The sequence below is a fragment of the Mesorhizobium sp. ORM8.1 genome (assembly GCF_053005525.2).
The window spans coordinates 3,486,856-3,511,457 of the sequence record NZ_CM132600.1 but is presented as its reverse complement, the minus strand read 5'-3'; the positions used below and the strand labels follow the sequence as shown (position 1 = coordinate 3,511,457).

Genomic DNA, 24,602 nt, shown 5'->3' with positions numbered 1-24,602 from the left:
CTTAAGCCGGCCGCTTCAGGCCCAAGTGCTCGCGCAGTGTGCGGCCCTCATAGTTCTTCCGGAACAGGCCGCGCCGCTGCAGCTCCGGCACCACCAACGTGGCGAACGCATCGAGTTCGCCCGGAAACCATGACGGCATGACATTGAAGCCGTCGGCGGCGCCGCCTTCGAAGCGCGCCTGCAATTCGTCGGCGATCTGGGTTGGCGTGCCGACCAAGCGCCAGTGGCCGCGCGCGCCGGCAAAATAGCGCGCGAGCCCCCGGATGGAGAGGCCATCGCGGCGCGCCTGCTCGATGACCAGCGCCTGCCGGCTTTTCATGCCTTCGCTTTCCGGCAGTTCGGGCAGCGGCCCGTCGATCGGATAGCGGCCGAGATCGGAGATGCTGAGATAGCTGGAGAGCAGCGCCACGCCGACATCGTCGGGGATCAATTCCTGCAATTCATCATGCTTGGCGCGTGCCTCGGCTTCGGTGGCCGCCACCACCGGCGCCACGCCGGGCATGATCTTCACATCGTCGGGTTCGCGTCCGTAGGCGGCCAGCCGTCCCTTGAGGTCGTCATAGAAGGCCTTGGCGTCCTCAAAAGTCTGCGCGGCCGAGAAGACGACATCGGCGGTCCGCGCGGCAAGGTCCTTGCCGTCGTCGGAGGCTCCGGCCTGGACCATCACCGGCGCGCCTTGCGGCGAGGGTGGGATGTCGAGTGGATCGCGCACCGAAAAGCTCTCGCCGTCATGGCCGGCGGCGCGCCGGTTCCACAGGCCGGTGATGACGGTGGCGAATTCGCGCGCCCGCGCATAGCGGTCGGCATGCGGCCTGAGGCCCGTCGCGCCGAAATTCGCCGCCTCGATCGGGCTCGCAGACGTGACAAGGTTCCAGCCGGCCCGGCCGCCGCTCAGATTGTCGAGCGAGGCAAAGGTCCGCGCCAGTCCATAGGGTTCGTTGTAGCTGGTCGATGCCGTCGAAACGAGGCCGATGCGCTCCGTCTGCGCGGCCAGCGCCGACAGCAGGCTGATCGGCTCGAAGCCGATCGAGCGCGAGGTCTGGCTGGCGATCTGGACATTGGCTTCGCGCAGGCCGGCGGCGTCCTCGCAAAAGATCATATCGAACTTCGCCGCTTCCGCCGTGCGGGCGAGCTGGATGTAATGGTCGATGTCGATGCCGGCCGTTACATGGGCCTTCGGATGGCGCCAGGCGGCGATGTGGTGGCCGGTCGCCCACAGGAACAGGCCGAGCTTCATCTGGCGCGCGCTCATTTCGCACCTCCAAGCCCAAGATGTGCACGCAGCGTTGTGCCTTGCTGGCCTTGGCCGGCAATGCCATGGCGTCGAAGTTCCGGCAAAACGCGGTCGGCAAAATTCTCGAGCGCCGCACCGTCAGCCTGCAATGCCAGGTCGAGGCCATCGCATCCGCTCGTGTCCAGTAAAGCCTGGAGCCTGTCGGCATCTAGCTCGGATCCAATGGTGACCGTCTGCAGGACCTTCATTGTCTCCGGCCTACGGCCGATGGCGGCGGCTCGGCGCTTGAGGTCGCCAACAGAACCTTCAGGGCCTCAGGTGACTGTCCGTCGAACAGCACAACGTCGGCGGCGCCGCATGCGAGATCGAAATCAGCTTCTGTCAGGCCGGACATCGCCAGCACTGGCCTGTCCTGCGGCGACCGAGCGACATTAAGCGGCCCGCGCACCGAAAAAAATTCGCCGGTGAAGTTCATAGGGTGCATCTTGTCCGGGTCGTGGAAGCGGCCTGCTGCCTTGTCGAACAGCAGCGCGTCGCGATCCCAGCCGATCCACAACATCCGCACAATGTTGATGAACTCCCTGGCGCGGCGGCGAAAATCATTGTCGGAAAAACCTTCGGGTCGGCTGAAATTGGCCGCTTCGCGCGGGTTCTGCGCCAACGTCGCGTTCCAGCCGATGCGGCCGTGGCTGATGATGTCGAGCGAAGCAAACCGGCGCGCCAGATTGTAGGGCTGATGCGCTAAAGTCGAGGCGCTGGCCACCAGTCCGATGCTGTCGGTCACCATCGCCAGGGCCGCCAGCAGCGTCGTCGCCTCGAACGGGCTGCTCGATGGCCGATCCGCGGTGTCGGAGATGATGACCATGTCGACGCCGGCCGCTTCCGCCTGCCGCACAAAGCCGCTGATCCGGCCGAAATCCAGCACTGGCTCTGCGTTGGCGGCAGCGATGTTGAGCGAAATGGCGAGATGCATGAGGCGAAGCTAAGCCCGCCTGCGCGCAAGGCAAGCCTGTCGAATGGGCCAGCGCGCCGTCACTTGCCGGCCAGTCGCCTGCCGGCCCCTACTTGCCAACCCCTACTTGCCGGCCAGGAGATCCTTGATCAGCCGCTGGCAGCGTTCGGCCATGAAGTCGAGCAGCAACCGTACTTTCGGGTCCTGCAGCTTCTTGTGCGGATAGACGGCGGCGAACTGCACTGGCGTCGGCGGCGCCTTGGGCAGGATCACTTTCAACCGGTGGTCGCGGATGAACGGCTCGACCTCGAAACGCGGCTTGTTGATGATGCCGCGCCCCGACAGCGCCCAGCCAGTCAGCACGTCGCCGTCATCGGTGTCATAGGGGCCGTGTACTTCGAACTTTTGCGGGCCCGCCGGCGTCTGCAGCGTCCACACATATTCGCGCGCGCCGGCATAGCGCAGCATCAGGCAATCGTGCTTCTTGCCGATCAATTCCTGCGGCTCGGTCGGCTCGCCGCGCGCCTCCAAGTACTTTGGCGCCGCCACCAGCACCCGCTCGCATTCCATGATGCCACGCATCCTGAGGCTGGAATCCTCGATGATGCCGAGCCGGAAGGCGACGTCGATGCCTTCCTTCATGATGTCGACATTGTGGTCGGAGAGCCTCAGCCGCACCTCGATATCGGGATAGCGGTCGTGAAAATCCGGAATGCCCGACGCGATCAGCCGCCTGCCAAGACCGAGCGGCGCCGTCACCCGGATCGTGCCGCGTGGCTGGCCGGAGAGCGCCGACACCGCGGCTTCCGCTTCGGTGATCGCGTCCAGCACCTGCTTGGCGCCGGTGTAGAACACCGTGCCATGCTCGGTCGGCATCAACTGCCTTGTGGTGCGGTTGAACAGCCGCACGCCCAGATGCTTCTCCAACTCTTTGATACGATTGGAGGCGACAGCCGGAGAGATGCGCATATCACGGCCCGCGGCCGACAGATTGCCGAGCTCGACGACGCGGACGAAGACGGCGATGTTGTCGAGATAGGCCATGCGGTTTCCGTGGCTTTATGCAACTGCGTGGAACGAGCCTAGTATTTTCCATTTTTTTTGAAAGTCATCGCGCACCTCGCCTCTTTTCGTTTGCGCTGCACACCGTAAAGTCACCCGATCGGCAGGGACGATTTCAATGATGGATTTCGCGATTTTCTGGGACTGGCTGAGCTTCGCCGTCCGCTGGCTGCATGTCATCACCGGCATCGCCTGGATCGGCTCGTCCTTCTATTTCGTCGCCCTTGATCTCGGCCTGCGCCAGCGTCCCGGCCTGCCTGCCGGCGCCTTCGGCGAGGAATGGCAGGTGCATGGCGGCGGCTTCTACCACATCCAGAAATATCTGGTGGCCCCGGCCGAGATGCCGGAACACCTGACATGGTTCAAATGGGAATCCTACGCCACCTGGATGTCGGGCTTCGCCATGCTCTGCGTCGTCTATTACGCCGGCGCGGATCTGTTCCTGATCGATCCCGACGTGCTGCCGATGTCCGTTCCGGTCGCCATTCTCTTGTCGATGGCGACGATCGTCTCGGGCTGGGTGGTTTACGATCTGCTCTGCCGTTCGCCGCTTGGCAAAAGCGATACCGGCCTGATGCTGGTGCTCTATGGCGTGCTGGTCTTCATCGCCTGGGGGCTGACGCATCTCTTCACCGGCCGTGCCGCCTTCCTGCATCTGGGCGCCATCACCGCCACGATCATGTCGTGCAACGTCTTCATGATCATCATTCCCAACCAGAAGATCGTCGTTGCCGACCTGATTGCCGGCCGCAAGCCGGACCCGAAATACGGCAAGATCGCCAAGCAGCGCTCGCTGCACAACAACTACCTGACCTTGCCGGTCCTGTTCCTGATGCTGTCCAACCACTACCCGCTGGCCTTCGGCACCCAATTCAACTGGGTCATCGCCTCGCTGGTGTTCATCATCGGCGTCCTTATCCGGCACTATTTCAACACCGTGCACGCCCGCAAAGGCAATCCGACCTGGACCTGGCTGGGCGCTGCCGTGCTGTTCATGATCATCGTCTGGCTGTCGACCGTGCCGAAGGTGCTGACCGGCGAGCCGAAGACCTCGGCTGCCTCTTCCGCCGCGCAGGTCTATATGGCTTCCGCGCATTTCCCGGCCGTGCGCGACACCGTGCTCGGCCGCTGCTCGATGTGCCATGCCGAGGAGCCGGTCTATGAAGGCATCTATCATGCGCCGAAAGGCGTGATGCTCGACACCGACGCGCGCATCGCCGAGCACGCCCGCGAGATCTACATCCAGGCTGGCCGGGCGCATGCCATGCCGCCGGCCAATGTCAGCCACATAACAGACCAGGAACGGGCCCTTCTGGTGGCCTGGTTCGAAGGCGCCGGAAAGTAAGCATGACCTTGAAATTATTGCGCGGCCGCACGCTGTCCTTCCTGCGTTGGCCAGAAACTGTCGACGACCATTCGGCCTGGCGCTATGAGGAAGATGGTGGCCTGCTGATCGATGGCGGCAAGATCATCGCCGCCGGTCCCTATGCCGAAGTCGCAAAGAAGGCGGGCGCGGCTGTCGCGACCGTCGACCACCGGCCGCATCTCCTGCTGCCGGGCTTCATCGATGCGCATGTGCATGTGCCGCAAATGCAGATCATCGCCTCCTATGGCGCGGAACTGCTCGACTGGCTGAACACATACACCTTCCCGGAAGAATCGAAGTTCCAGAACGCCCAGCACGGCCGCCGTATCGCCAGGCTGTTCCTTGACGAGATGCTGCGCCACGGCACGACGACGGTCGCCGCCTATTGCTCGGTGCACAAATCTTCGGCGGAGGCCTTCTTTGCCGAGTCGCACGACCGCAACATGCTCAACATCGCCGGCAAGGTGATGATGGACCGCAACGCACCGGAAGGCGTGCTCGACACGCCACAGACCAGCTATGACGATACGAAGGCGCTGATCGCCGAATGGCACGGCAAGGGCCGCCAGCTCTGTGCCATCACGCCCCGCTTCGCCATCACCTCCTCGCCCGAGCAGCTGGAGATGGCAGGCGCGCTCTGCCGCGAATATCCCGAATTGCATATGCAGACGCATCTGTCGGAAAATCACGCCGAGATCGCCTTCACGCAGCAGCTCTACCCCTGGTCGCGCGATTACACCGACGTTTATGAGCATTACGGCCTGCTCGGCAAAAAAGCCTGTTCGGCCACTGCATCCATCTGTCGGGACGCGAGGCCGATGCGCTGTCGCAAACGGGTTCGGTGGCGGTGTTCTGCCCGACCTCCAACCTTTTCCTTGGCTCGGGCCTGTTCGACTACCAGCGCTACCGCAGGCGTGAGAAGCCGCTCAGGATCGCGGCGGCCACCGATGTTGGCGGCGGCACCAACTATTCGATGCTGCGCACCATGGACGAGGGCTACAAGGTGATCGCCCTGAATGGCGAGAAGCTGAACCCGTTCCAGTCCTTCTGGCAATTGACGCGCGGCAACGCCGAGGCGCTCTCGGTGGCCGACAAGGTCGGCACGCTGGATAAAGGCACGGACGCTGATATCGTCGTGCTCGATGCCAGCGCCACGCCGGGCATGCGGCTCAGGATGGAAACGGTCGAAACGCTGGCGGAGGAGCTCTTCCTGTTGCAGACGCTGGGCGACGATCGCGTCGTGCGCGAGGTCTATGTGGCGGGCCGGCCGGCGAAGAGTGCGATTGTTCCTTAAGCACAATGCGCTCTTCGCTTGACCCCGCCTCGGCCATCGGCCAAACCCTCCATCGACGCTGACAGGGGAACGCCATGGCCGCCGCTGACGACATCGCTCTGATCAAGAAACAGGAAGCCGCGCTGGTCTTTCCGGCCTTTGACGAGGCCGTGGCCTTCAAGATCGGCTCTGCGATCCGGGACCGGGCGCTGGCCGAAAAGCTGCCGATCATTGTCGACATCAGGCTGTGGGACAGGCCGCTCTTCTATGCCGCCATGCCGGGCTCCAATGCCTCCAACCCAGACTGGGCGCGGCGCAAGATCAATGTCGTCAGGCGCTATCTTTGCAGCACCTACCGCCTGGTGCTGGAGCAGCAGCGGCCCGATCGCACCTTCAAGGTCGGTGAGGCGCTGGACATTGCCGACTATGTGCTGGCCGGCGGCGGCTTTCCCGTCACCGTCAAGGGCGCCGGCGTCATCGGCGTCGTTGCTGTCTCCGGCTTGCCCGAGCGCCAGGACCACGGTGTCGTGGTCGATGCCCTCTGTGCCTATCTCGGCATCGATGCAAACGGGCTTGCGCTGCCGCCGGAAGAAAAATGACCGATCCCAAGTCCTTCCTCGTTTCGATCTTCAACGCCGCTGTCGCCGCCGCCGATCCGGAAAAGACGATCCGCAATTATCTGCCGGCGAAGCCGAAGCGCCGCACGATCGTCATCGGCGCGGGAAAAGGCTCGGCGCAGATGGCGGCGGCCTTCGAGAAAGCCTGGGACGGTCCGATCGACGGGCTGGTCGTCACCCGCTACGGCTATGGCGCCAAATGCGAGCGCATCGAAATCATCGAGGCGGCGCATCCGGTGCCGGACGCCGCCGGTCTCGAAGCTTCTTGCCGGCTGCTGGAGAAGGTGCGCGGCCTGACAGCGGACGACCTGGTCGTGGCGCTGATCTCCGGTGGCGGCTCGGCGCTGATGCCATCCCCGGCTTCCGGCCTGACCTTGGCCGACGAGATCGCCGTCAACGAGGCGCTGCTTGCCTCCGGCGCGCCGATCGCGGCGATGAACACCATTCGCAAGCATGTCTCGACCGTCAAGGGCGGTCGCCTGGCCGCCGCGGCCCATCCGGCGCGGGTCGTGTCGCTGGTCGTCTCCGACATACCAGGTGACAATCCGGCGCTGGTCGCGTCCGGGCCGACCATCCCCGATGCCGGCAGCCGCGAGGACGCGCTGGCATCGATCGCCGCCTATGGCATGAAGCTGCCGGCTTCGGTGATGGCCCATATCCAATCTTCGGCCGCCGATGCGCCAAGCCGCGACGATCCGCGCTTTGCCGGCAATGAAGTCCATCTCATCGCCTCCGCCGGCGTCTCGCTTGAAGCCGCCGCCACTGAGGCGAAGCGACAAGGCATCGAAGCCGTCATCCTGTCGGATTCGATTGAGGGCGAGGCGCGCGAGGTCGGCGGCGTCCATGCCGCGATCGCCCGCGAGGTGGCGACGCGCAACCGGCCTTTCGCCAAGCCTGTGCTGATCCTGTCAGGTGGCGAGACGACGGTGACGCTGCGCGCCAAAGGCAAGGGCGGTCGCAACTCCGAATTCCTGCTCGCCTTCGCCCTCGGCATCGATGGCGTCGAGGGTATTCATGCCTTGGCGGCCGACACGGACGGCATCGACGGCTCCGAGAACAATGCCGGCGCCTTCGCCGATGGCTCGACCGTGGCGCGCATGCGCGGGGCGGGCGTCGACGCTAAGGCCATGCTGGCAGGCAACAATGCCTGGACGGCCTTCAACGCGATCGGGGATTTGTTCGTGCCCGGTCCTACAGGCACGAATGTGAATGATTTGAGGGCGATTCTCGTTCGGTAATTCGCTCTTGGGAGCCGAAGCCTCTCAACGTCGTCATCCCTGGGCGAAGCAGGAGCGAAGCTCCGTCGCGAAGACCCTGGGATCCATTCCGTGACCTTGGCCGTAGAGTGCAAGCGGAGCAGAATTCTGCACCGCAACGGCGCTCGACAGTCGCGGCATGGATCCTCGGGTCTGCGCCGCGTCGCTTCGCTCCTTACTTCGCCCGTGGATGACGAACCGATGGGCGTTTCGGCCAATCGCCAAGGCGGCGCGATCGATCACGCAGCCATCATCTGCTTCACCTTGCGCATATCCTTCAAAAACCGCTCGCGCTCGGCCTCCTTGTCCTCCTGTTCGCGGATGCGCAGGATGAAGGAGGGGTGGATGGTCAGGAACACCCGGACCCCATCCTCGCGCTCCACAACATCGCCGCGCATTTTGGTGATCGGCACCGCCTTGCCGAGCAGCGACTGCGCCGCCGTGGCGCCCAGCGCCACCACGAGGTTCGGCTTGATGAGGTCGAGTTCCTTGCCGAGCCACCAGCGGCAGGCCTGGATCTCACCGGCATTCGGCTTGGAATGGATGCGCCGCTTGCCGCGTGGCTCGAACTTGAAATGTTTCACCGCATTGGTGACATAGACCTTGTGCCGGTCGATATCGGCGTCGTCGAGAATGCTGCCGAACACTTTGCCCGCCGGCCCGACAAAGGGTTTGCCGGCAAGGTCCTCATGATCGCCGGGTTGTTCGCCGACGAAGACGACATCGGCGTTTTGCGGTCCTTCGCCGAACACGGTCTGCGTCGCGTCGCGCCACAGCGGGCAGCGACGGCAGCCTCTGCCAGGTCGCGCAGTTCCGGTATCGTGTCGGCGCTTTCCGTCTCACCGACATCGTCCGGCTGCGGCGCCGGCCAGTGCCTGGCCTGGACCTTGGCGTTATGCGCTGCTGGGCTGGTCGGCATACGGGCGATCATGGCTGATGCGGCTCTGTCCGCTCCTGCTATCGGAACTGGAATGAGCGAGGCCTCGGGAAGGTTCCGCCAATATTTCTTCGGCATCTCCTTCTGCATGGCTTTCACCTTGAGGCGTCCGCCGCTTGGCTTACAGCCGCCTGAAACCGGTAAGCCCCAGGCGTATCCGCTGGCCTTCCGCAAAGGCTAGAGCGAATGATTCCAGTTCGAATGAGCGGGTAATTTCCTGGTCTTCCTCGACCACGCGGACAAACCATTCGCCGCAGGCTTCGACCACTTCAATGCAAGGCGCAATCTTGTCATTCATCTCCACGCAACCCATCGCAGCCTCCCTAGAAGGCAATGGTCACCATCGATTTTTATAAGTCCGCCGAAATCGGCCTTTCAAGTGAAATTTCTGTATGGAATCGTACCTTCTTATGACCGCCGGTCTGGCGAGCATTTGGCAGGTTGATTTCAAACCGAGACACTGCCTAACTTTTGATTGTCGGCGGAAAAAAATGATCGCCGTGCCTGTGAGGTATGCGTTCAGACCTCGTGCAGATAGAGGTGATAGTCCAGCTCGCTGACCGTGCGCGCGACACGCAGATATTCCGCCTGCTTGATCGCCACGAAGGTGCGATGCAGATCGGGGCCAAGCGCCGCTTTCAGGAAATCGGAGGCTCTGGCGGCCTCGATCGCGGCGCGCCAATCGACCGGCATCGCCGATGCGTCCGAAGTCTGCTCGTAGCCGTTGCCTGTCGTCTCGAGTCCGGGGTCGAGACCCTCGTCCAGGCCTTTGACGATCCCCGCCAGGACCGTTGCCGCAACCAGATAGGGGTTGGCGTCGACGCCGGACGGCCGATGCTCGATACGTCGGTTCTTGGCGTCGCCGGCCGGCACGCGCAGCGCCACGGATCGGTTGTTGACGCCCCAGGTCGGCGCCACCGGCGCGTAGGATTGCGAGACAAAGCGCCGCCACGAATTGGCATGCGGCGCAAACACCAGCATCGATTCCGCCATGGTGTGGATCAGGCCGCCAAGCGCGTTGAGCAGGCTCAGCGACCATTTTTCGCCGGCGGCTTCTGTGAAGACGTTGCGGCCATGATCGTCCTGTAGCGAAACGTGGAAATGCATGCCGGAGCCGGCATAGGTCTCGATCGGCTTGGCCATGAAGCAGGCGGTGACGCCGTGCCGGCGCGCCTGGGCACGCACCAGCCGCTTCAGCATGACGAGGTCGTCGGCCGCCCGCAGCACATCCTTGCGGTAGTTGAGCGTCAGTTCGTATTGGCCCGGCGCGTATTCGGAAATGACGGTCTCGGCCGGAATGCCTTGCGCTTTTGCCGCGGCATAGATGTCGGAAAACAGTGGCTCCATGCCGTGCAGATGGTCGACGGAATAGACCTCGGTCTTGGCCGAGCGCCGGCCGTCGAGCACCGCGCGGGCGGCTTGCACCTTGCCATCCGCGTCGCGCTCGTTGGACAGCAGGAAGAACTCGAGTTCGAAAGCGCCGGCCGGATGCAGGCCCCTTGCCGCCAAAAGGTCGACCTGGCGTGCCAGCACCAGCCGCGGGTCCGACGGCATCGGCTGGCCGTCGAGGTGATACATCGCCATCAGCACCTGGCCGCGGGCCGGCTTGGTGCCATAGAGCGGCACCAAGGTGCCGGGGATCGGCCAAGCGCGCAGATCGCCGTCGCCGGTGTCCCAGATCAGTCCGGTGTCGTGTACATCCTCGCCGGTGATGTCGAGGCCGAGGATCGAGATCGGCATATGCCGCCCGCCCTCGAAGATGCTCTTCAGCTCGTGCCGGCGCACGATCTTGCCGCGACCGATGCCGTTGGCGTCGGTCAAGACGATGTCGAAGGCCTCGATCTCGGGATGGGCGTCGAGAAAGGCCTTCGCCTCGGCAGGCGTCGAGCCGGAAGGTGAGGTCGCAACGGCGCTTGGATTGTCCATGGCAGCTTGTCTCATGCCGCAAGCCTGGCGGCAACCGCGCCGAAGGCGGCGATCAGCCGGTTCACCTGCGCGGCTGTGGTCGCCGGCGAGATCAGCATCATGTTGTGGAACGGCGCGATCAGCACACCGCGATTGACCAGCGCCACATGGATGGCGGCTTCGAGCTCCGGCGCATGCGCCGTCTCCGCCTCGCCGCCGTTCCTGAGCGGTCCGGGCGCGCAGATGAATTCGACGCGGGCGCCGACGCGCGCGACATGCCAGGGCAGCTTGTGACGCTTGATCGCCGCCGTCAGCCCGGTGTCGAGCAGCAGCGCCAGCCGGTCCATATGGGCATAGGCGTCTTCGGTCATCACCTCTTCCAGGGTCGCGCGCATCGCGGCGAATTGCAGCGGATTGGCCGACAGCGTCGTGCCCATGCCGGAATAGCCGGGCTCCTTTGTCCGATTGTAGGCGCCGTAACGGGTGGCGACTTCCTCGCTCATGCCCCAGATGCTTGCCGGCACGCCGCCGGCCACCGGCTTGCCGAGCACGAACAGGTCCGGCTCCAGCCCATGCTTCTTCGTATAGCCGCCGGGGCCGGTCGAGATCGTGTGCGTCTCGTCGATCAGAAGCAGCGTGCCGGCCGCGCGGGTCAGCCGCCGCAGCGCGTCGTGGAAGCCCGGCTCCGGCAGCACCATGCAGGAATTGGTCAACACCGGCTCGGTGATGACGCAGGCGACGTCGCGGTCCGCCAGCGCTGCTTCGAGCGCCGCTATGTCGTTGAACTCGACGATCCCGGTCGCCCGCGTCAGGTCGCGGAATTCGCCGGCCAGGCCGGGCCTATTCACCGGCTTGCGGTCGACCAGCCGCACCATCGTTTCGTCGACCGAGCCGTGATAGCAGCCGTTGAAGACCAGGATCTTCTCCCGTCCGGTCACCGCGCGGGCAACGCGCAGCGCGAAACGGTTGGCGTCGGTGGCGGTCGTCGCGATCTGCCAGTAGGGCAGGCCGAAGCGCTGCTGCAGAAGCGGGCCGATCGCCAATGCATCCTGCGAAGGCAGCATATAGGTCAGGCCGCGGCCGGCCTGCCGTCGGATGGCGCGGGCGACGGCCGGCGGCGAGTGACCCAGCATCGAGCCGGTGTCGCCAAGGCAGAAATCGTCGAGCCTGTTGCCGTCGATGTCGGTGATCGAGGCGCCCTTCGCAGCCTCGACCAGGATCGGAAACGGCGTCGGCCAATCGCTCATCCAGTGCATCGGCACGCCGCTGAGGAAGCCGGCCATGCCGTTGCCGACCTTGGCCTCGGACTTCGGCCGCGCCTTGCGGAAAGCGGCTGCTTCCGTTTCGCGCAGTTCGGCGATGCGGTCGCGGCCGATGCCGCCGATTGAAGTCCTTGAATGATCGACTGAATGCATGATGGCTCCCTTGCCGGGGCACTCTAGCCAATCGCTGTTCGCAACCGCAATTGGCCGCCTGGTCGCCCTGCATTGGTTCAGCGATGGCCGACCGGCGCTTGACCTTGAGACAAAGCCTGGCGCCAATACGGTCGGGCTTGTGCACTGCGACATTGTTCCTGTCGACCGGCGCGGCCTTTGCCACCGGCGGCCTCTGGTGCACAGCCGACGACGCTGCGGCAAAATTCCAGGTCGATGCCGGCATCACCACCGGCATGGGCAGCCCGACGTTCAACTTCCGCGGCGATCTCGAAATTCGGAGCAGGCCTGCCGGCGACAGCCTTCGCAAAATCGTCTTCGAGAATTCGAACCTGACGCAATACTGGCTCGACGCCAAGGAATTGCGGCTGAACGTCTATCGCGAGCATGAGGCCGCGCCAACCTACAACTCGGTCGAGCTGACGATCCTGACCAAGGCCAGTGACAAAGGCGTCTATGATGGCCGCTATACGCTCGCCATCCATGATGCCGCGGCGGATACCGAAAAGGACGGCAAACCGGTTGAAGTCACCGGCAAAGTATCCTGCGGAGCCGAATAAGCGTGTTCAGGCCGTGATGTCGATCACGCCGCAATCGCCGGCCGCGCTGCCGAAGACGATGCGGCGTTCTTCCTTGTCCCACGTCATCGCGGTGATGGCGCCCTTGCCGGGGCGGCGCAGCAGCACCTCCTTGGCGTCGGCAAAACGCGCCGCGATGACCATGCCGTCCTCGTAGCCGATGGCCACGACATCCTGGCTCGGGTGGCAGGCAACGCAGGTCACCATCGTGTTGCCGCGCGTGCCGAGTTCCAGCGGCGCCTTGCCCATCGGCCCGTCCTTGCTGGCGAACGGCCAGACGATCGCCGCCGGCGCGCCGGAGCTTGCCAGCCATTTGCCCTTGACGCTCCAGGACAGGCTTTTGACCTTGCCGGGGTAACCGCTCATGCGCATGTGCTTGCCGTCGGCGAGCTTCCAGCCATGCAGCGCGTTTTCCTGCATGGTGGTGACAAGGAAGGCGCCGTCGGGGGAAAACGTGATGCCGGTATGGGCGCCGGCCCATTCGAGTTCGACCGGTTTGCCCTCGGCGGCCGGAAAATGCAGCGTCGCGCCATTGTAGCGGGCGACGCCGAAACGCATGCCCTTGGGCGAGAAGCCCAGCCCTTCGACCGAGCGCGGATGGGCGAATTCCTTGACCTTGCCGTCGGCGAAACGCACGAAAGCGGTCTTGCCCGAGGCATAGGCGATCGCGCCGTGCGGCCCGGCGGCGACGCTGGTGACCCACTTCTTGCCGGCGCTGGCGAGTTCGCTGACCTCGCCGCCCGCCTTGACGGCAAACACCTTGCCGTCCTCGCCGCCGGTGATCAGCCTGTCGTTGGCGGCATCGTGGAAGGCTGCCAACAGGCCATCGTTCGCCTGCGCCGTCTTTTGCCCATTGTCGAGCCGGTGGATCGCGCCGTCGGCCAGAGCAAAATGCGGCACATCGCCGAGGAAGACGGCGGCAACGCAATGGCCTTCGAGATCAAGCGGGGCAACTGTGGGCATCCGAACCGCTCCAATGAAGATTGTCGTCACGCCGGTGAAGCCGCTGGCGCGGCCAGATGTGGCGCTCCCTTCTCCCCTTGTGGGAGAAGGTGGATCGGCGCGTAGCGCCGAGACGGATGAGGGGTGCGTAACGGAATACCGTCATCGCCAAGCTGGAGCACCCCTCATCCGACCTCGCTTCGCGAGGCCACCTTCTCCCACAAGGGAGAAGGAAGAAGCGCAGCGCTAGCGCCTGAAAGTCAGGAAATCAAGCCGCCTGGCAGGCGTCGAAGCTCTTCTTGAGCCGCTCGGCGTCGAGGTCGCGGCCGATGAAGACCAGCCGGCTCTCATGCTTTTCGCCGTCCTTCCAGGCGCGCTGGTGGTCGCCCTCGAGGATCATGTGCACGCCTTGCAGCACATAGCGGTCGTCGTCGCCCTTGAGCGCGATGATGCCCTTCAGCCGCAGGATGTTGGGGCCTTCCATCTGGGTCACTTTCTCGATCCAGGGGAAGAACTTCTTCGGATCCATCTCGCCGCCGCGCAGCGACACCGATTTCACCGTCACGTCATGGATGTCCGAAGCATGGTCATGATGGTGATGATCATGCCCGTCGTGATCGTGATGATCGTGGTCATGATCGTAGTGGTCATGATCATGGTCGTGCGCGTCGAGGAAGTGCGGATCGTTTTCCAGCGCGCGCGACAGGTCGAAGGCACCGCGGTCGAGCACTTCGTTGAGCGCCACGCCGGAACGCTGCGTTCGGTGGATTTTTGCCGCCGGGTTGATGGCGCGGATCGTCGCTTCGACCTTGTCGAGCTCGTCCGGCGTGACGAGGTCGGTCTTGTTCAGCACTACGACGTCGGCGAAGGCGATCTGGTCCTCGGCTTCCTTGGAATCCTTCAACCGCAGCGGCAGGTGCTTGGCGTCGACCAGCGCTACCACGGCGTCGAGCTTGGTCTTGGAGCGCACGTCGTCGTCCATGAAGAAGGTCTGCGCCACCGGCACCGGGTCGGCCAAGCCTGTCGTCTCGACGACGATGGCGTCGAAGCGGCCGGGCCGCTTCATCAGGCCTTCGACGACGCGGATCAGGTCGCCGCGCACCGTGCAGCAGACGCAGCCATTGTTCATCTCGTAGATTTCCTCGTCGGATTCGACGATCAGGTCGTTGTCGATACCGATCTCGCCGAACTCGTTGACAATGACGGCGTAGCGTCTGCCATGGTTCTCCGACAGGATACGGTTGAGCAGCGTCGTCTTGCCGGCGCCGAGGTAACCGGTGAGGACGGTTACGGGGATTTGCGTTTGTGCATCGCTCATGGCTTGCCTCGAAAATCTGGGATTGTCGGCCTCATATAGGATGGCGAGGTGGCTTTTGCACGCCGCAAAAAGCTGGGCCAGGAATTCCGGCCGGATGAGCTTCTGGCTGGGCTGTCCGGGTGGTTTCCCGCCAGCACGAATGTCGCTAAATCGACGGCTCCCGGGCAGTGCGGTTCACGCCGTGGTCATCATGCCGATCAAGACTGTTTGAACACCATGGCGCAATGCCGGTCGGTGCTGTAAATCAAGCTGTCCAAAAGTCATTTGTCATCTAACTGAAATAAACATCTGGCATCACCACGCCGGGCACCGCATTGCTTGCCGGCAAAGCTGTTCTGCAAGCGGATTCTTTTAGATCGTCATTTGCCAACCGCCAGCCAGCCTCTATGCTGGCCGTCCCGGTTCGGCCGAAGAGGGGATGACCATGGCCAAGGCGGACAAGACAGCGACAATGAGCCGGCTGCATTCAGCGGCCAGGCTGGCGCGCACGGCGCTCGCGGCGCGGCTTCTGGCGCACGGCTTCTACGCGGGCCAGGACCAGATCATGCTGGCGCTCGACCGCGAGGATGGCCAAACGCCGGGCAATCTCGCTGGCCGGCTCGGCGTGCGCCCGCCGACGATCACCAAGACCATCAACAGGCTGCAGGCGCAGGGGTTCCTGGAAAAGCGCGCCTCCTCGGCCGACGCCCGCCAGGCGCATATCTTCCTGACCGAGAGCGGCCGCGAAACCATCCGCGCCATCGAGAAGTCGGTGAAGAAGACCGAGAAGCAGGCGCTGAAGGGCCTCGACAAGAAGGACCAGAAGGCGCTGTTCAAGCTGCTTGCCCGCATCGAGGCCAATCTTTCCAATGAAGATCTGGAACTGATCGACGACGACGCGGAGTTGGATGATTAAAGCGCGACGCGTAGCGTCGTCGCTTCACACGCTGCGTCAGCGTTGTCGCCTTAAAGCGCGATGCGAAGCATCGTCGCTTCACGCTACGTCCCAGCATCATTCCGTAAGCACTGTCGCGAAGCGCGAACCTAAGCCGCCGCCCCGCGCACCAGCGCCGCCCAGCGCCCCGGCGTCACCCCGAACGCTTTCTTGAAATGCCGGTTGAAATGGCTCTGGTCGCTGAAGCCGGCGCCGGCCGCGATCTCGGCCAGCGGCTCGCCCGCCTCGATCATGCGCCGCGCCCGCTGCAGCCGGCGCATCAACAGGAACCGGTGCGGGCTGGTCGAATAGGTCGCGCGGAAATGCCGCGACAACGCATAGCGGTCGAGCCCGGTGACCGCCTCCAACTCGCCGGATCGCACTGGACGTTCGGTATTCTCCTCGAGATAGTCGCGGGCAAGCGATGCGGCCCGCCAGGCGGTTTTGCCCGCAGGCTTTGCCGGCTCTCCGGCATGGCGCTCCAGATGCTGCGCCAGCTGTGCAACGAAATCCGCCACAAAAAGATCGTCGAGTTCCTCGTCGAGAGGGCCGAGCACCGAAAGCAACGTGTCGCGCAGCGCCGAGTCGCTCACCACGGCGTCGGCAACGAAGGGTAGCGGCGCCCCGCCGAGGCAATCGAGCAGCAGCGACGGCTCCAAATAGAGGATCCGGTAGAGCAGCCCGTCCTCTGTGCCGGCGCCACCGTCATGCAGCTCGTCGGGATGCAGCGCGATCACCTGGCCGGGCAGGCTGTGCCGCACGGCGCCGCGATAGTGGAAACGCTGCACGCCTGAAAGCGTCACCCCCAGCGCATAGGTGTCGTGGCGGTGCAGATCGAAGGCGTTGCCATGGAAATGCGCCTCGATGCGCTCGATTCCGGCTCCGCCCGGCGCCGAGACGATCCGGTCCTGCGCAGCGATCGGATCCGCGCACGAACGTTCAAGACCTTGCGCCACCTCACCGCCTAGACCCTGCGTCATCGCTCGATCCTTGCCCGTCATAGGGCTCTCTTGGAGTTCAAATCTTGGTGTTCGATACGAAAATTGCAATTGTTCTCAAGGACGATCTGCCTATCTGGCAAAAGCTCAACGTCACGGCGTTCCTGACCAGCGGCATCGTCGCCCAGTTTCCCGAAGCCATCGGCGAGCCCTATCGCGATCGCGCCGGCAATCTCTACAACCCGATGTCGATCCAGCCGGTCATCGTCTTGTCGGCTGATGCGGCGACGCTGAGCACCATCCATCGCCGGGCGCTGGAGCGCGGCGTGACGACATCTGCCTATATCGAGGAGATGTTCGCAACCGGCCACGACGTGGCCAACCGCGCCGTCTTCGCCCAATTTGCGCCGGACGATGCAAAGGTGGTCGGCATCGCGCTGCGCGCCGAGAAAAAGCTGGTCGACAAGACCACCAAAGGCGCCCGCATGCACGGCTAGGCGGCCAGCTGCCGTCGATCGAGCAGGGCGGCGTATAGTGCCGCCGATAGTGCGAGTGCCGCCGATATCAGCATCGTGATGAAAAGCGCATGGACCGAATTGGCAAGGAACAGACCGGCGATCGAGGCTATAAGTGCCCCACCACCGATCCTCATTGCCGCGGCCAGCCCTGCAGCGGTGCCGACCAGATCCGGTCGCACTGACAATGCGCCGCTGTTGGCGGCCGGCATGGTCAATCCATTGCCGATGCCGACGAACACGCAAGGGCCGAAGAAAGCCAGGACGTGGGTGATGCCAAAGCCGGATAGGAGCAGACCCACCAGCAGACCTGCACATGTCGTGACGCGCGCGAGGACAAGTGTCGCGCTCAGGGAGGTCTTCGAGGCGTAACGTCCAGCCAGATAGCTGCCAAGGATGAAGCCGGTGGGAACAAATCCCATGTAAAGACCGAGCTTGGCGCTTGATCCGCCGAGGGCGTCACCAATGACCAATGGCGCCCCTCCCAGGAACACATAGAGCACTCCCATCGAGGCGGCCATGCACAGCGTGTAGGCCCAAAACCGCTGCGAACACAGGAGCAGGCCATAGGCGGCAGCGTAGTTCCTGTTCGATTTCGGCAACGCGGTGACCGTTGCTCGGATCTGGCGCGCGGACAAGGCGAAGGCGGCTGCACCGAGGATTGCAAGGACAACGAAGATCGAACGCCATCCGAACAACTCATCCAGTGCCCCGCCGAACAAAGGACCGACCATGGGCGCCAGCGCCCACCCCATGGCGAGATAGCCAAATTTGCTGGCGGCCTCGCGCTCGCCCGATGTCTCCTTGATGATCACCAAGGCGACGGAATAGCAGGGTCCGATGCACGCCTGCATCGCGCGAAACAGAAGCAAAGTCTCGATATTGGGGGCCACGGCACAGCCGATGGACGCGGCGATGAAGATGGACAGAGACATCAGGACGACCGGCCTGCGTCCAAATCGATCCGATATCGTGCCCCCGATGGCTTCTATGACGGCGGTGATAATCGCAAAGCCTGCGACCGATAGATTGACCAATGCGAAATCAGCCTTGAACGTCGCGGCAATGTGCGGCAGCGACGGCAAAATCATGTTCACCGGCAGCACAGCAAGAGCCGAAAGCAGGATAAGGGTCATCAGTCGGGGTGGGGCAACGGCTTCGGAGACCGCTGCTTTAGCAGGGATGTCCGCGCCTGGTTTTCGACTGGGGTTGTCGCTCGCCATGATCTCTTCGCTTTGTCGGAGGGATAAAGTGGATCTGACGAGGCGGCCCAATTCCGGGCATAAAAAAGGCCCCGTCAGGAGCCTGCTTACCGCGCATGGGTGCTTTCGCCGGATGGTTACACCATCCTGCCCATGCGCTCCCTTACCACGACGAAAACCGTTGCGATGTTCATGGCCTCATGAGCTAGGCGGAAAGTTGCATGTCGTCAAGCAGCACGCTGTCGACGCCGATCAGCTACAGAGCCCATGCTTTGTAGCCTGTTTCAGGCGTGACCCGAATTTCCTCGGGTCGCCCAGGATGGGATGGGGCTGAGCCTGCGGGCTCCCGTTGTTGTGCCAGCAGGCTTCGGCGTCTTGGCGGCCGACAATTGGCTTGCGGGTGAGCGATGATTGCCGCAAAGGTGGTGTCTGCCTTTGCTCCTTCCGGACTGAAATTGACTGTTTCCCGAACCCAAGACGACAGCGCAACGCCGCCGGCGGCGATGGTGTTGATGCTGTGCGTCTATGTCTGCTTCACCTTTCTTGACACCTCCAGCAAATATCTGGTGCTGGCCGGCGTTTCGGCGCTGATCGTCGCCTGGACGCGCTTCACCGTCCATGTCCTGCTCGTCGGTGTCTTCCTGCGCAGCTGGCGCGAGCCGTCGCGCTTTCGCGCCAACAATCTGCCGGCGCATATATTGCGCGGGCTGTTTCTGTTCGGCTCGACGATGTTCAACATCCTGGCCCTGCGCACGCTGCAGCTTGCCGAAACCACCTCGATCTACTTCTTCGGCCCGATGGTCATCACCGCGCTTGCCGGGCCGTTGCTCGGCGAATGGGCTGGATGGCGGCGTTGGCTCGCCATCCTCACCGGCTTTGCCGGCGTCTTGATCATCACCCGTCCGGGCATCGGCGTGTTCGGCATCGGCCATCTCTTCGCGCTGGGCTCGATGCTGTCGAACAGTTTTTACGTCATCATGACGCGGCGTATGTCGGCCTCGGAGACGTCGGAAAGCCTGATCCTGTTCTCCGCGCTGGCGCCGTCCGTGCTGCTTGCCCCGCTGCTGGTATTCTCGCATGCGCTGCCACATGGCGGCTTTCAATGGTTCGTCGTCCTGATGCTCGGCGTCTTCGGCGCCGGCGGCCACTATCTGCTGGTTCGCGCCTATCGCCTGGCGACCACGACGCAACTGGCGCCCTATCCCTATTCGCAAATGGTGTGGATGATCATTTCCGGCTGGCTGATCTTCCACCAGTTCCCGGACCGCTGGACGCTGATCGGCGCAGCCATCATCGTCGCCAGCGGGCTTTATATCATCCATCGCGAGCACCGGCTTCGCCTGCGCAACTCCGCCTCGCTCGACACAGAGACCGAGACCCTGGCGAAAAAACTTTGATTTGCTCCAGAACCGGTGGCATAAGGCCGTTTTAAACAATTTAAAGCCGTTAAAATCAAAAGACCCTGGGGAGCGAAGGGCGCTGGCACAGAAGATCAAGCTTTCGACGATCGCGGATGCGCTGGGCGTCTCCACGGCAACGGTCTCGCTGGCGCTGCGCGACAGCCCGCTGGTGGCCGGCGCCACCCGCGAGCGCATCAAGGAGCATGCCCGCGCCATCGGCTATATCTACAACCGCCGCGCCGCCTCGCTGCGCACCTCGCGCTCGGGCATCGTCGGCGTCGTCGTCCACGACATCATGAACCCGTTCTTCGCCGAGATACTGCGTTCGATCGAGAGCGAGCTCGACCGCAGCCGGCAGACCTTCATCCTCTCCAACCACTACGACCAGCTCGAAAAGCAGCGCACCTTCATCGATACGCTGCTGCAGCTCGGCGCCGACGGCGTCATCATGTCGCCGGCCATCGGCACGCCGGCCGAGGACATCATCATGGCCGAGGAAAACGGCCTGCCGGCAGTGCTGATCGCGCGCAGCGTCGCCGGCGCCGATGTGCCGGTGTTCCGCGGCGACGATGCCTATGGCACCGCGCTCGCCACCAACCATTTGATCTCGCTCGGCCACAAGCGCATCGCCATGATCGGCGGCACCGACCAGACGTCGACCGGCCGCGACCGCTACCAGGGCTATGTCAACGCCATGGAAGCGGCCGGGCTGGAGGTCAGGCCGTCCTGGCGCATTCCCGGGCCGCGCACCAAGCAAGCTGGATTTGAGGCGGCAGGACAGTTTTTGGCGCTGAAAGACAAGCCCACCGCCGCCTGCTGCTGGAATGATCTGGTCGCGATCGGGCTGATGAACGGCATCGCGCGCGCCGGCCTTGTGCCGGGCGTCGATATCTCCGTCACCGGCTATGACGATCTCGAGGAGGCGGCAATCGCGACACCGGCGCTGACCACGGTCTGGAACGGTCAGCGCGAGGTCGGCCGCCGCGCCGCCAGCGCGCTGCTCGACAAGTTGAACGGGCAAGCGGTGCGGCCCTCGCAGGAACTGATCAAGCCGGAACTGCATGTGCGGCAGTCGACCGGCAAGCCGGTGGAGCGTGCATGACCAAAGCCGAAGCGAAATTGCCGGTCGCCATCCTGGTGCCGGGCAATTTCAACGACCATGCCATCGGCCGTATCGACAAAGCGTTCCAGCGCGTGCGCGTCGAGCGCGCCGACCCGTCGCTGGTCACCGATGAGATGCGCAAATCCGTGCGCGGCATCGCCTCTTTCGGCGGCATCGACGCCGCCATGATCGACGCGCTGCCCAACCTCGAAATCATCGCCAATTTCGGCGTCGGCTACGATTCGGTCGATGCCCGTCACGCCGCCACACGCGGCGTCATGGTCACCAACACGCCGGATGTGCTGACCGAGGAGGTCGCCGACACCACGATCGGCCTGCTGATCAACACGGTGCGGGAACTCTATGTCGCCGAGAAATATCTGCGCGACGGCGATTGGCTGAAGCACGGCAATTATCGCCTGAGCCGGCTCACCTTGCGCGGCCGCAGCGTCGGCATTTTCGGCATGGGCCGCATCGGCCTCGCCATAGCCCGCCGTCTCGACGCCTTTGGCCTGCAGGTTTCCTATCACAACCGCCGCAAGGTCGAGGGTCTCGCCTACCAATACCATGCGACGCTGGAGGGGCTCGCCGAGGCTGTCGATACGCTGATCTGTGTGGCGCCGGGTGGTGCTGCGACCGAGAAGGCGATCAATGCCGAAATCCTGTCGGCGCTCGGCCCGAACGGCGTTTTCGTCAACATCGGCCGCGGCTCGACGGTGGACGAAGCCGCGCTTGCCGCCGCCCTCAAGAACGGCACCATCGCCGCCGCCGGCCTCGATGTCTTTGCCGACGAACCGAACGTGCCGGGGGCGCTGCTCGAAGCGCCCAACACCTCGCTGCTGCCGCATGTTGGCTCGGCGTCCCAGCATACGCGGCGCGCCATGGCCGATCTTTGCGTCGACAATCTGATTTCCTGGTTTACCGATCGCCGGCCGCTGACGGCGGTGCCGGAAACGATCGACGTCAAGGCGCGCGCCTAGCGCTCTGGCCACATTTGTTAATGCTTTTCTGGCGCCTTAACGCCCGCTTAACCCTTTGAAATCATTTTTCATACTTGAGTTGGTATGGAGAAGCAGGGTGAAGTTGGTTGCTGGTTTGGTCGTGTCCGTCGCGGTGTTCGGGGGCCTGCAGTTTCTGCATGGCGGCGATGGCCAAGGCACGGCCAACGAGGCCACCCCGTCAAGCACGTATCTGTTGACGGCCAATGGCGACGAAGCAGCCTGCGCCATCCATCGCGGCTCAGCGGTCTCGGATGGTCTGTCGCTGCTTTCGGTGGCCCCGAATTGCCGCAAGCTGATGCCGGGCATAGAGCGGGCGAAGTTCTGGCGCGAAGGGGCGGATGGCACGGTGGCGTTCAGCGAGAACGGGATCGATCCGATCGTCACCTTCTCCGTCGCCGACGGCGATGGTTACGAATCCTACACGCCGGCGACGCCAATTCTGGCGCTGAACAACGACAGCAACGATTGATCGCCTGCGGCGGATTTACTCTGCCGCGGCGCGCGCGCCCGCCTTGGCCGCCGCGTGCAGCCGCACGGCATCGCCGAAAGCCTTGAAGATCTTGGCGGAATTGCTGTCCGACTTCACCCAGTATTCCGGGTGCCATTGAACGCCCACCGCGAAGGCGCGGGCATCCTTGACCGAGACCGCCTCGACGGTGCCGTCGGTGGCTAGGGCCTCGACCTGAAGCTTTGATCCGAGCCTGTCGATCGCCTGGCGATGCAGCGAGTTGACCTTGATCTCGCCGGCGCCGAACACGCCGGCGAGGCAGCTGCCGGCCTTGATCGAAATCGTCTGGTGGATGCCGAAGCGCTCGTCCTGATTGTCGCTGACCGGCGCGCGATGGTCGAGCGAGCCTTCGCGCTCCTGGATCTCGGTGCCGAGCGTGCCGCCCAGCGCCACGTTGAGCTCCTGGATGCCGCGGCAGATCGCAAGCAGCGGCACGCCGCGCTCGATCGCCTTGCGGATCAACGGCAGCGTCGTGGCGTCGCGCGCCGGGTCGTAAGGACCGTTGGCCTCGCTCGGATCGCCGCCATAGAGCGCGGGGTGCACGTTTGACTTCGATCCGGTAACCATGACGCCATCGACCGACGAGAGCAGTTCGTCCAGATCGAGCCGATCGCCGAAGGACGGCACCAGCACCGGGAACACACCGGCGCCGGCGACCGCCGCTTCCAGATATTGCTGGGGCGCCGCATGCCAGGTGTAATTGTCGAACTGGCGGACGTCGGTCGAGATTGCGACGAGCGGCTGCTGCATTTTGGGTTTGGTTTCCATCAAAAAGGCCAAGGAACTGTTCCGCCTGCAAAATAAGCCATCCGTCGCGGCTTTTCCATGGCAAGTTTCGCGAGCTTGCATAGGCCACGGTGACGCACGTTAGACTATAGTTGCAAGGCCTGGCAGGATTGGCGCGAAGCCTGCGGCAATGCTGGACTCGACGCCTTGCCCGTGTATGTTTCTTGGCAACCGAACCGGACATGGAGGATAATGTCGGGACCTCGGTCAGCTGATCCACGATGGGAGGAAACTGCATGGATCGTCGTTCATTCATCCGCAAGGCCGGCGTATCCGGCGTAGGCGTTGCGGCGGCCGCCGCTGCTCTGGCCACGCCGGCGATAGCGCAGTCCAATCCGAAAGTGACCTGGCGGCTGGCGTCGTCCTTCCCGAAATCGCTCGACACGATCTATGGCGGCGCGGAAGTCTTTTCCAAGATGCTGTCGGAAGCGACCGACGGCAATTTCCAGGTCCAGGTCTTTGCTTCCGGCGAACTGGTGCCCGGCCTGCAGGCCGCTGACGCCGCATCCGCCGGCACCGTCGAGGCCGCGCATACGGTGGCTTACTATTACTGGGGCAAGGACCCGACCTGGGCGCTGGGCGCCGCCGTGCCGTTCTCGCTCAACGCGCGCGGCATGAACGCCTGGCACTATCATGGCGGCGGCATCGACCTCTTCAACGAATTCCTTGCTACGCAAGGGCTGTTCGGCCTGCCCGGCGGCAACACCGGCGTGCAGATGGGCGGCTGGTTCCGCAAGGAGATCAACAGCGTTGCCGACCTGTCCGGCCTGAAAATGCGCATCGGCGGCTTCGCCGGCAAGGTTATCGAGAGGCTCGGCGTCGTGCCACAGCAGATTGCCGGCGGCGACATCTACCCGGCGCTCGAAAAGGGCACCATCGACGCCGCCGAATGGGTCGGCCCCTATGACGACGAGAAGCTCGGCTTCTACAAGGTCGCGCCCTATTACTATTATCCGGGATGGTGGGAAGGCGGCCCGACCGTCCACCTGTTGTTCAACAAGGCGAAATACGAAGAACTTTCGCCGACTTACAAATCGCTGGTGCGCACCGCGGCGCAGGCTGCGGATGCAAACATGCTGCAGAAATACGACTATGTGAATCCACCGGCGGTCAGGCGGCTGGTTGCCGGCGGCGCCAAGCTGAGACCCTTCAGCCAGGACATCATGGCGGCATGTTTCGAGAAGGCCAACGAGGTCTATGCCGAGATGGAAGCCTCGAACGCGCCGTTCAAGAAGATCTGGGAATCGATCAAGGCGTTCCGCAAGGAGCATTACCTGTGGGCGCAGGTCGCCGAATACAATTACGACACCTTCATGATGGTGCAGCAGCGCAACGGCAAGCTGTAGGCGCTTTTGGACAATTGT

At 63.7% G+C, this 24,602-nt stretch carries 24 protein-coding genes and 1 pseudogene; 12 read left to right on the top strand and 13 right to left on the bottom strand.

Translation table 11 applies throughout. The annotated features are described in order from the left end of the window. Nucleotide 1: 1 nt before the first annotated feature. The 4 genes from ACVDG8_RS17600 to ACVDG8_RS17585 all read right to left on the bottom strand — a co-directional run bounded on the left by ACVDG8_RS17600 (nucleotide 2) and on the right by ACVDG8_RS17585 (nucleotide 3,230). A complete protein-coding gene (locus ACVDG8_RS17600) occupies nucleotides 2–1,252 on the bottom strand; it encodes an LLM class flavin-dependent oxidoreductase (protein ID WP_447255803.1) in 1,251 nt (416 codons plus the stop codon). Continuing rightward, complete coding sequence (locus ACVDG8_RS17595) at nucleotides 1,249–1,482, bottom strand: hypothetical protein (protein WP_447255802.1); 234 nt, start codon at nucleotides 1,480–1,482, stop codon at nucleotides 1,249–1,251. The genes ACVDG8_RS17600 and ACVDG8_RS17595 overlap by 4 nt, the downstream gene beginning before the upstream one ends. Continuing rightward, nucleotides 1,479–2,207, bottom strand: coding sequence for an LLM class flavin-dependent oxidoreductase (locus tag ACVDG8_RS17590; RefSeq protein WP_455707804.1), 729 nt, complete (start codon nucleotides 2,205–2,207; stop codon nucleotides 1,479–1,481). Before ACVDG8_RS17590 ends, ACVDG8_RS17595 begins: the two co-directional genes overlap by 4 nt. A gap of 102 nt (nucleotides 2,208–2,309) precedes the next feature. Then, nucleotides 2,310–3,230: a LysR family transcriptional regulator gene (locus ACVDG8_RS17585; protein WP_447255800.1), complete on the bottom strand. Its 921-nt coding sequence runs from the start codon at nucleotides 3,228–3,230 to the stop codon at nucleotides 2,310–2,312. 136 nt (nucleotides 3,231–3,366) lie between these two features. Between ACVDG8_RS17585 and ACVDG8_RS17580 the strand changes: the two genes are divergently transcribed. The 4 genes and pseudogenes from ACVDG8_RS17580 (at nucleotide 3,367) to ACVDG8_RS17565 (ending at nucleotide 7,742) form a co-directional block, all read left to right on the top strand. Beyond that, complete coding sequence (locus tag ACVDG8_RS17580) at nucleotides 3,367–4,593, top strand: urate hydroxylase PuuD (RefSeq protein ID WP_447255799.1); 1,227 nt, start codon at nucleotides 3,367–3,369, stop codon at nucleotides 4,591–4,593. 2 nt (nucleotides 4,594–4,595) lie between these two features. Continuing rightward, nucleotides 4,596–5,908: pseudogene (gene guaD / locus ACVDG8_RS17575) on the top strand (guanine deaminase). A gap of 74 nt (nucleotides 5,909–5,982) precedes the next feature. Next, nucleotides 5,983–6,486 (top strand): heme-degrading domain-containing protein, encoded by a 504-nt coding sequence (locus tag ACVDG8_RS17570; protein ID WP_447255798.1) that lies wholly within the window; start codon nucleotides 5,983–5,985, stop codon nucleotides 6,484–6,486. Continuing rightward, nucleotides 6,483–7,742, top strand: coding sequence for a glycerate kinase type-2 family protein (locus ACVDG8_RS17565; protein ID WP_447255797.1), 1,260 nt, complete (start codon nucleotides 6,483–6,485; stop codon nucleotides 7,740–7,742). The genes ACVDG8_RS17570 and ACVDG8_RS17565 overlap by 4 nt, the downstream gene beginning before the upstream one ends. Nucleotides 7,743–7,999: 257 nt before the next feature. On the opposite strand, the gene ACVDG8_RS17560 is transcribed toward ACVDG8_RS17565, so the two are convergent. The 4 genes from ACVDG8_RS17560 to ACVDG8_RS17545 all read right to left on the bottom strand — a co-directional run bounded on the left by ACVDG8_RS17560 (nucleotide 8,000) and on the right by ACVDG8_RS17545 (nucleotide 12,017). Further along, nucleotides 8,000–8,512, bottom strand: a complete 513-nt coding sequence (locus ACVDG8_RS17560; protein ID WP_455707803.1) for a UdgX family uracil-DNA binding protein — start codon at nucleotides 8,510–8,512, stop codon at nucleotides 8,000–8,002. Nucleotides 8,513–8,818: 306 nt separating this feature from the next. Beyond that, nucleotides 8,819–8,995 carry a hypothetical protein gene (locus ACVDG8_RS17555; protein WP_447255795.1) on the bottom strand — a complete coding sequence of 59 codons (177 nt, stop codon included), beginning with the start codon at nucleotides 8,993–8,995 and terminating at the stop codon, nucleotides 8,819–8,821. 221 nt (nucleotides 8,996–9,216) lie between these two features. Then, the gene (locus tag ACVDG8_RS17550) at nucleotides 9,217–10,623 is read right to left on the bottom strand and encodes a glutamine synthetase family protein (RefSeq protein WP_447257373.1); all 1,407 of its coding nucleotides are present in this window, start codon (nucleotides 10,621–10,623) and stop codon (nucleotides 9,217–9,219) included. 11 nt (nucleotides 10,624–10,634) lie between these two features. Beyond that, entirely contained in the window at nucleotides 10,635–12,017 is a 1,383-nt protein-coding gene (locus ACVDG8_RS17545; protein ID WP_447255794.1) for an aspartate aminotransferase family protein, read from the bottom strand. 137 nt (nucleotides 12,018–12,154) lie between these two features. On the opposite strand from ACVDG8_RS17545, the gene ACVDG8_RS17540 reads away from it, so the two are divergent. Further along, nucleotides 12,155–12,595, top strand: a complete 441-nt coding sequence (locus ACVDG8_RS17540; protein WP_447255793.1) for a hypothetical protein — start codon at nucleotides 12,155–12,157, stop codon at nucleotides 12,593–12,595. Nucleotides 12,596–12,601: 6 nt separating this feature from the next. Here ACVDG8_RS17540 and ACVDG8_RS17535 read toward each other — a convergent pair whose 3' ends face one another. Continuing rightward, nucleotides 12,602–13,576 (bottom strand): WD40 repeat domain-containing protein, encoded by a 975-nt coding sequence (locus ACVDG8_RS17535; protein WP_447255792.1) that lies wholly within the window; start codon nucleotides 13,574–13,576, stop codon nucleotides 12,602–12,604. A 247-nt stretch (nucleotides 13,577–13,823) separates the two neighbouring features. Then, the gene (locus ACVDG8_RS17530; RefSeq protein ID WP_447255791.1) at nucleotides 13,824–14,873 is read right to left on the bottom strand and encodes a CobW family GTP-binding protein; all 1,050 of its coding nucleotides are present in this window, start codon (nucleotides 14,871–14,873) and stop codon (nucleotides 13,824–13,826) included. Between the two features lie 424 nt (nucleotides 14,874–15,297). Here ACVDG8_RS17530 and ACVDG8_RS17525 point away from each other — a divergent pair, with 424 nt between their 5' ends. Continuing rightward, nucleotides 15,298–15,768, top strand: a complete 471-nt coding sequence (locus ACVDG8_RS17525) for a MarR family winged helix-turn-helix transcriptional regulator (RefSeq protein WP_371008369.1) — start codon at nucleotides 15,298–15,300, stop codon at nucleotides 15,766–15,768. Nucleotides 15,769–15,896: 128 nt separating this feature from the next. On the opposite strand, the gene ACVDG8_RS17520 is transcribed toward ACVDG8_RS17525, so the two are convergent. Beyond that, on the bottom strand, nucleotides 15,897–16,766 hold the full coding sequence (locus tag ACVDG8_RS17520) for an AraC family transcriptional regulator (RefSeq protein ID WP_447255790.1): 870 nt from the start codon (nucleotides 16,764–16,766) through the stop codon (nucleotides 15,897–15,899). Between the two features lie 47 nt (nucleotides 16,767–16,813). On the opposite strand from ACVDG8_RS17520, the gene ACVDG8_RS17515 reads away from it, so the two are divergent. After that, nucleotides 16,814–17,221: a DUF2000 family protein gene (locus tag ACVDG8_RS17515; protein WP_447255789.1), complete on the top strand. Its 408-nt coding sequence runs from the start codon at nucleotides 16,814–16,816 to the stop codon at nucleotides 17,219–17,221. On the opposite strand, the gene ACVDG8_RS17510 is transcribed toward ACVDG8_RS17515, so the two are convergent. Then, entirely contained in the window at nucleotides 17,218–18,462 is a 1,245-nt protein-coding gene (locus ACVDG8_RS17510; protein WP_447255788.1) for a multidrug effflux MFS transporter, read from the bottom strand. The two genes, ACVDG8_RS17515 and ACVDG8_RS17510, sit on opposite strands and share 4 nt — an antisense overlap. A 491-nt stretch (nucleotides 18,463–18,953) precedes the next feature. On the opposite strand from ACVDG8_RS17510, the gene ACVDG8_RS17505 reads away from it, so the two are divergent. The 4 genes from ACVDG8_RS17505 to ACVDG8_RS17490 all read left to right on the top strand — a co-directional run bounded on the left by ACVDG8_RS17505 (nucleotide 18,954) and on the right by ACVDG8_RS17490 (nucleotide 22,413). After that, entirely contained in the window at nucleotides 18,954–19,838 is an 885-nt protein-coding gene (locus tag ACVDG8_RS17505; RefSeq protein WP_447257372.1) for a DMT family transporter, read from the top strand. An 82-nt stretch (nucleotides 19,839–19,920) separates the two neighbouring features. Next, nucleotides 19,921–20,943 (top strand): LacI family DNA-binding transcriptional regulator, encoded by a 1,023-nt coding sequence (locus tag ACVDG8_RS17500; RefSeq protein WP_447257371.1) that lies wholly within the window; start codon nucleotides 19,921–19,923, stop codon nucleotides 20,941–20,943. Beyond that, nucleotides 20,940–21,923: a 2-hydroxyacid dehydrogenase gene (locus tag ACVDG8_RS17495; RefSeq protein WP_447255787.1), complete on the top strand. Its 984-nt coding sequence runs from the start codon at nucleotides 20,940–20,942 to the stop codon at nucleotides 21,921–21,923. Before ACVDG8_RS17500 ends, ACVDG8_RS17495 begins: the two co-directional genes overlap by 4 nt. A 97-nt stretch (nucleotides 21,924–22,020) precedes the next feature. Next, on the top strand, nucleotides 22,021–22,413 hold the full coding sequence (locus ACVDG8_RS17490) for a hypothetical protein (protein ID WP_447255786.1): 393 nt from the start codon (nucleotides 22,021–22,023) through the stop codon (nucleotides 22,411–22,413). A gap of 15 nt (nucleotides 22,414–22,428) precedes the next feature. Here ACVDG8_RS17490 and ACVDG8_RS17485 read toward each other — a convergent pair whose 3' ends face one another. Continuing rightward, nucleotides 22,429–23,202 (bottom strand): gamma-glutamyl-gamma-aminobutyrate hydrolase family protein, encoded by a 774-nt coding sequence (locus tag ACVDG8_RS17485; RefSeq protein WP_455707802.1) that lies wholly within the window; start codon nucleotides 23,200–23,202, stop codon nucleotides 22,429–22,431. A 272-nt stretch (nucleotides 23,203–23,474) separates the two neighbouring features. Between ACVDG8_RS17485 and ACVDG8_RS17480 the strand changes: the two genes are divergently transcribed. Continuing rightward, on the top strand, nucleotides 23,475–24,584 hold the full coding sequence (locus tag ACVDG8_RS17480; RefSeq protein WP_447255784.1) for a TRAP transporter substrate-binding protein: 1,110 nt from the start codon (nucleotides 23,475–23,477) through the stop codon (nucleotides 24,582–24,584). The last annotated feature ends 18 nt before the right edge of the window (nucleotides 24,585–24,602 follow it).

Coding starts and splice junctions, on each gene's coding strand:
- ACVDG8_RS17520 (WP_447255790.1), bottom strand. CDS start 16,766: ATGACGCAGGGTCTAGGCGGTGAGGTGGCGCAAGGTCTTGAACGTTCG.
- ACVDG8_RS17555 (WP_447255795.1), bottom strand. CDS start 8,995: ATGAATGACAAGATTGCGCCTTGCATTGAAGTGGTCGAAGCCTGCGGC.
- ACVDG8_RS17570 (WP_447255798.1), top strand. CDS start 5,983: ATGGCCGCCGCTGACGACATCGCTCTGATCAAGAAACAGGAAGCCGCG.
- ACVDG8_RS17530 (WP_447255791.1), bottom strand. CDS start 14,873: ATGAGCGATGCACAAACGCAAATCCCCGTAACCGTCCTCACCGGTTAC.
- ACVDG8_RS17595 (WP_447255802.1), bottom strand. CDS start 1,482: ATGAAGGTCCTGCAGACGGTCACCATTGGATCCGAGCTAGATGCCGAC.
- ACVDG8_RS17480 (WP_447255784.1), top strand. CDS start 23,475: ATGGATCGTCGTTCATTCATCCGCAAGGCCGGCGTATCCGGCGTAGGC.
- ACVDG8_RS17505 (WP_447257372.1), top strand. CDS start 18,954: ATGCTGTGCGTCTATGTCTGCTTCACCTTTCTTGACACCTCCAGCAAA.
- ACVDG8_RS17580 (WP_447255799.1), top strand. CDS start 3,367: ATGATGGATTTCGCGATTTTCTGGGACTGGCTGAGCTTCGCCGTCCGC.
- ACVDG8_RS17525 (WP_371008369.1), top strand. CDS start 15,298: ATGGCCAAGGCGGACAAGACAGCGACAATGAGCCGGCTGCATTCAGCG.
- ACVDG8_RS17485 (WP_455707802.1), bottom strand. CDS start 23,202: ATGCAGCAGCCGCTCGTCGCAATCTCGACCGACGTCCGCCAGTTCGAC.
- ACVDG8_RS17600 (WP_447255803.1), bottom strand. CDS start 1,252: ATGAGCGCGCGCCAGATGAAGCTCGGCCTGTTCCTGTGGGCGACCGGC.
- ACVDG8_RS17550 (WP_447257373.1), bottom strand. CDS start 10,623: ATGGACAATCCAAGCGCCGTTGCGACCTCACCTTCCGGCTCGACGCCT.
- ACVDG8_RS17585 (WP_447255800.1), bottom strand. CDS start 3,230: ATGGCCTATCTCGACAACATCGCCGTCTTCGTCCGCGTCGTCGAGCTC.
- ACVDG8_RS17510 (WP_447255788.1), bottom strand. CDS start 18,462: ATGGCGAGCGACAACCCCAGTCGAAAACCAGGCGCGGACATCCCTGCT.
- ACVDG8_RS17565 (WP_447255797.1), top strand. CDS start 6,483: ATGACCGATCCCAAGTCCTTCCTCGTTTCGATCTTCAACGCCGCTGTC.
- ACVDG8_RS17545 (WP_447255794.1), bottom strand. CDS start 12,017: ATGCATTCAGTCGATCATTCAAGGACTTCAATCGGCGGCATCGGCCGC.
- ACVDG8_RS17590 (WP_455707804.1), bottom strand. CDS start 2,207: ATGCATCTCGCCATTTCGCTCAACATCGCTGCCGCCAACGCAGAGCCA.
- ACVDG8_RS17495 (WP_447255787.1), top strand. CDS start 20,940: ATGACCAAAGCCGAAGCGAAATTGCCGGTCGCCATCCTGGTGCCGGGC.
- ACVDG8_RS17535 (WP_447255792.1), bottom strand. CDS start 13,576: ATGCCCACAGTTGCCCCGCTTGATCTCGAAGGCCATTGCGTTGCCGCC.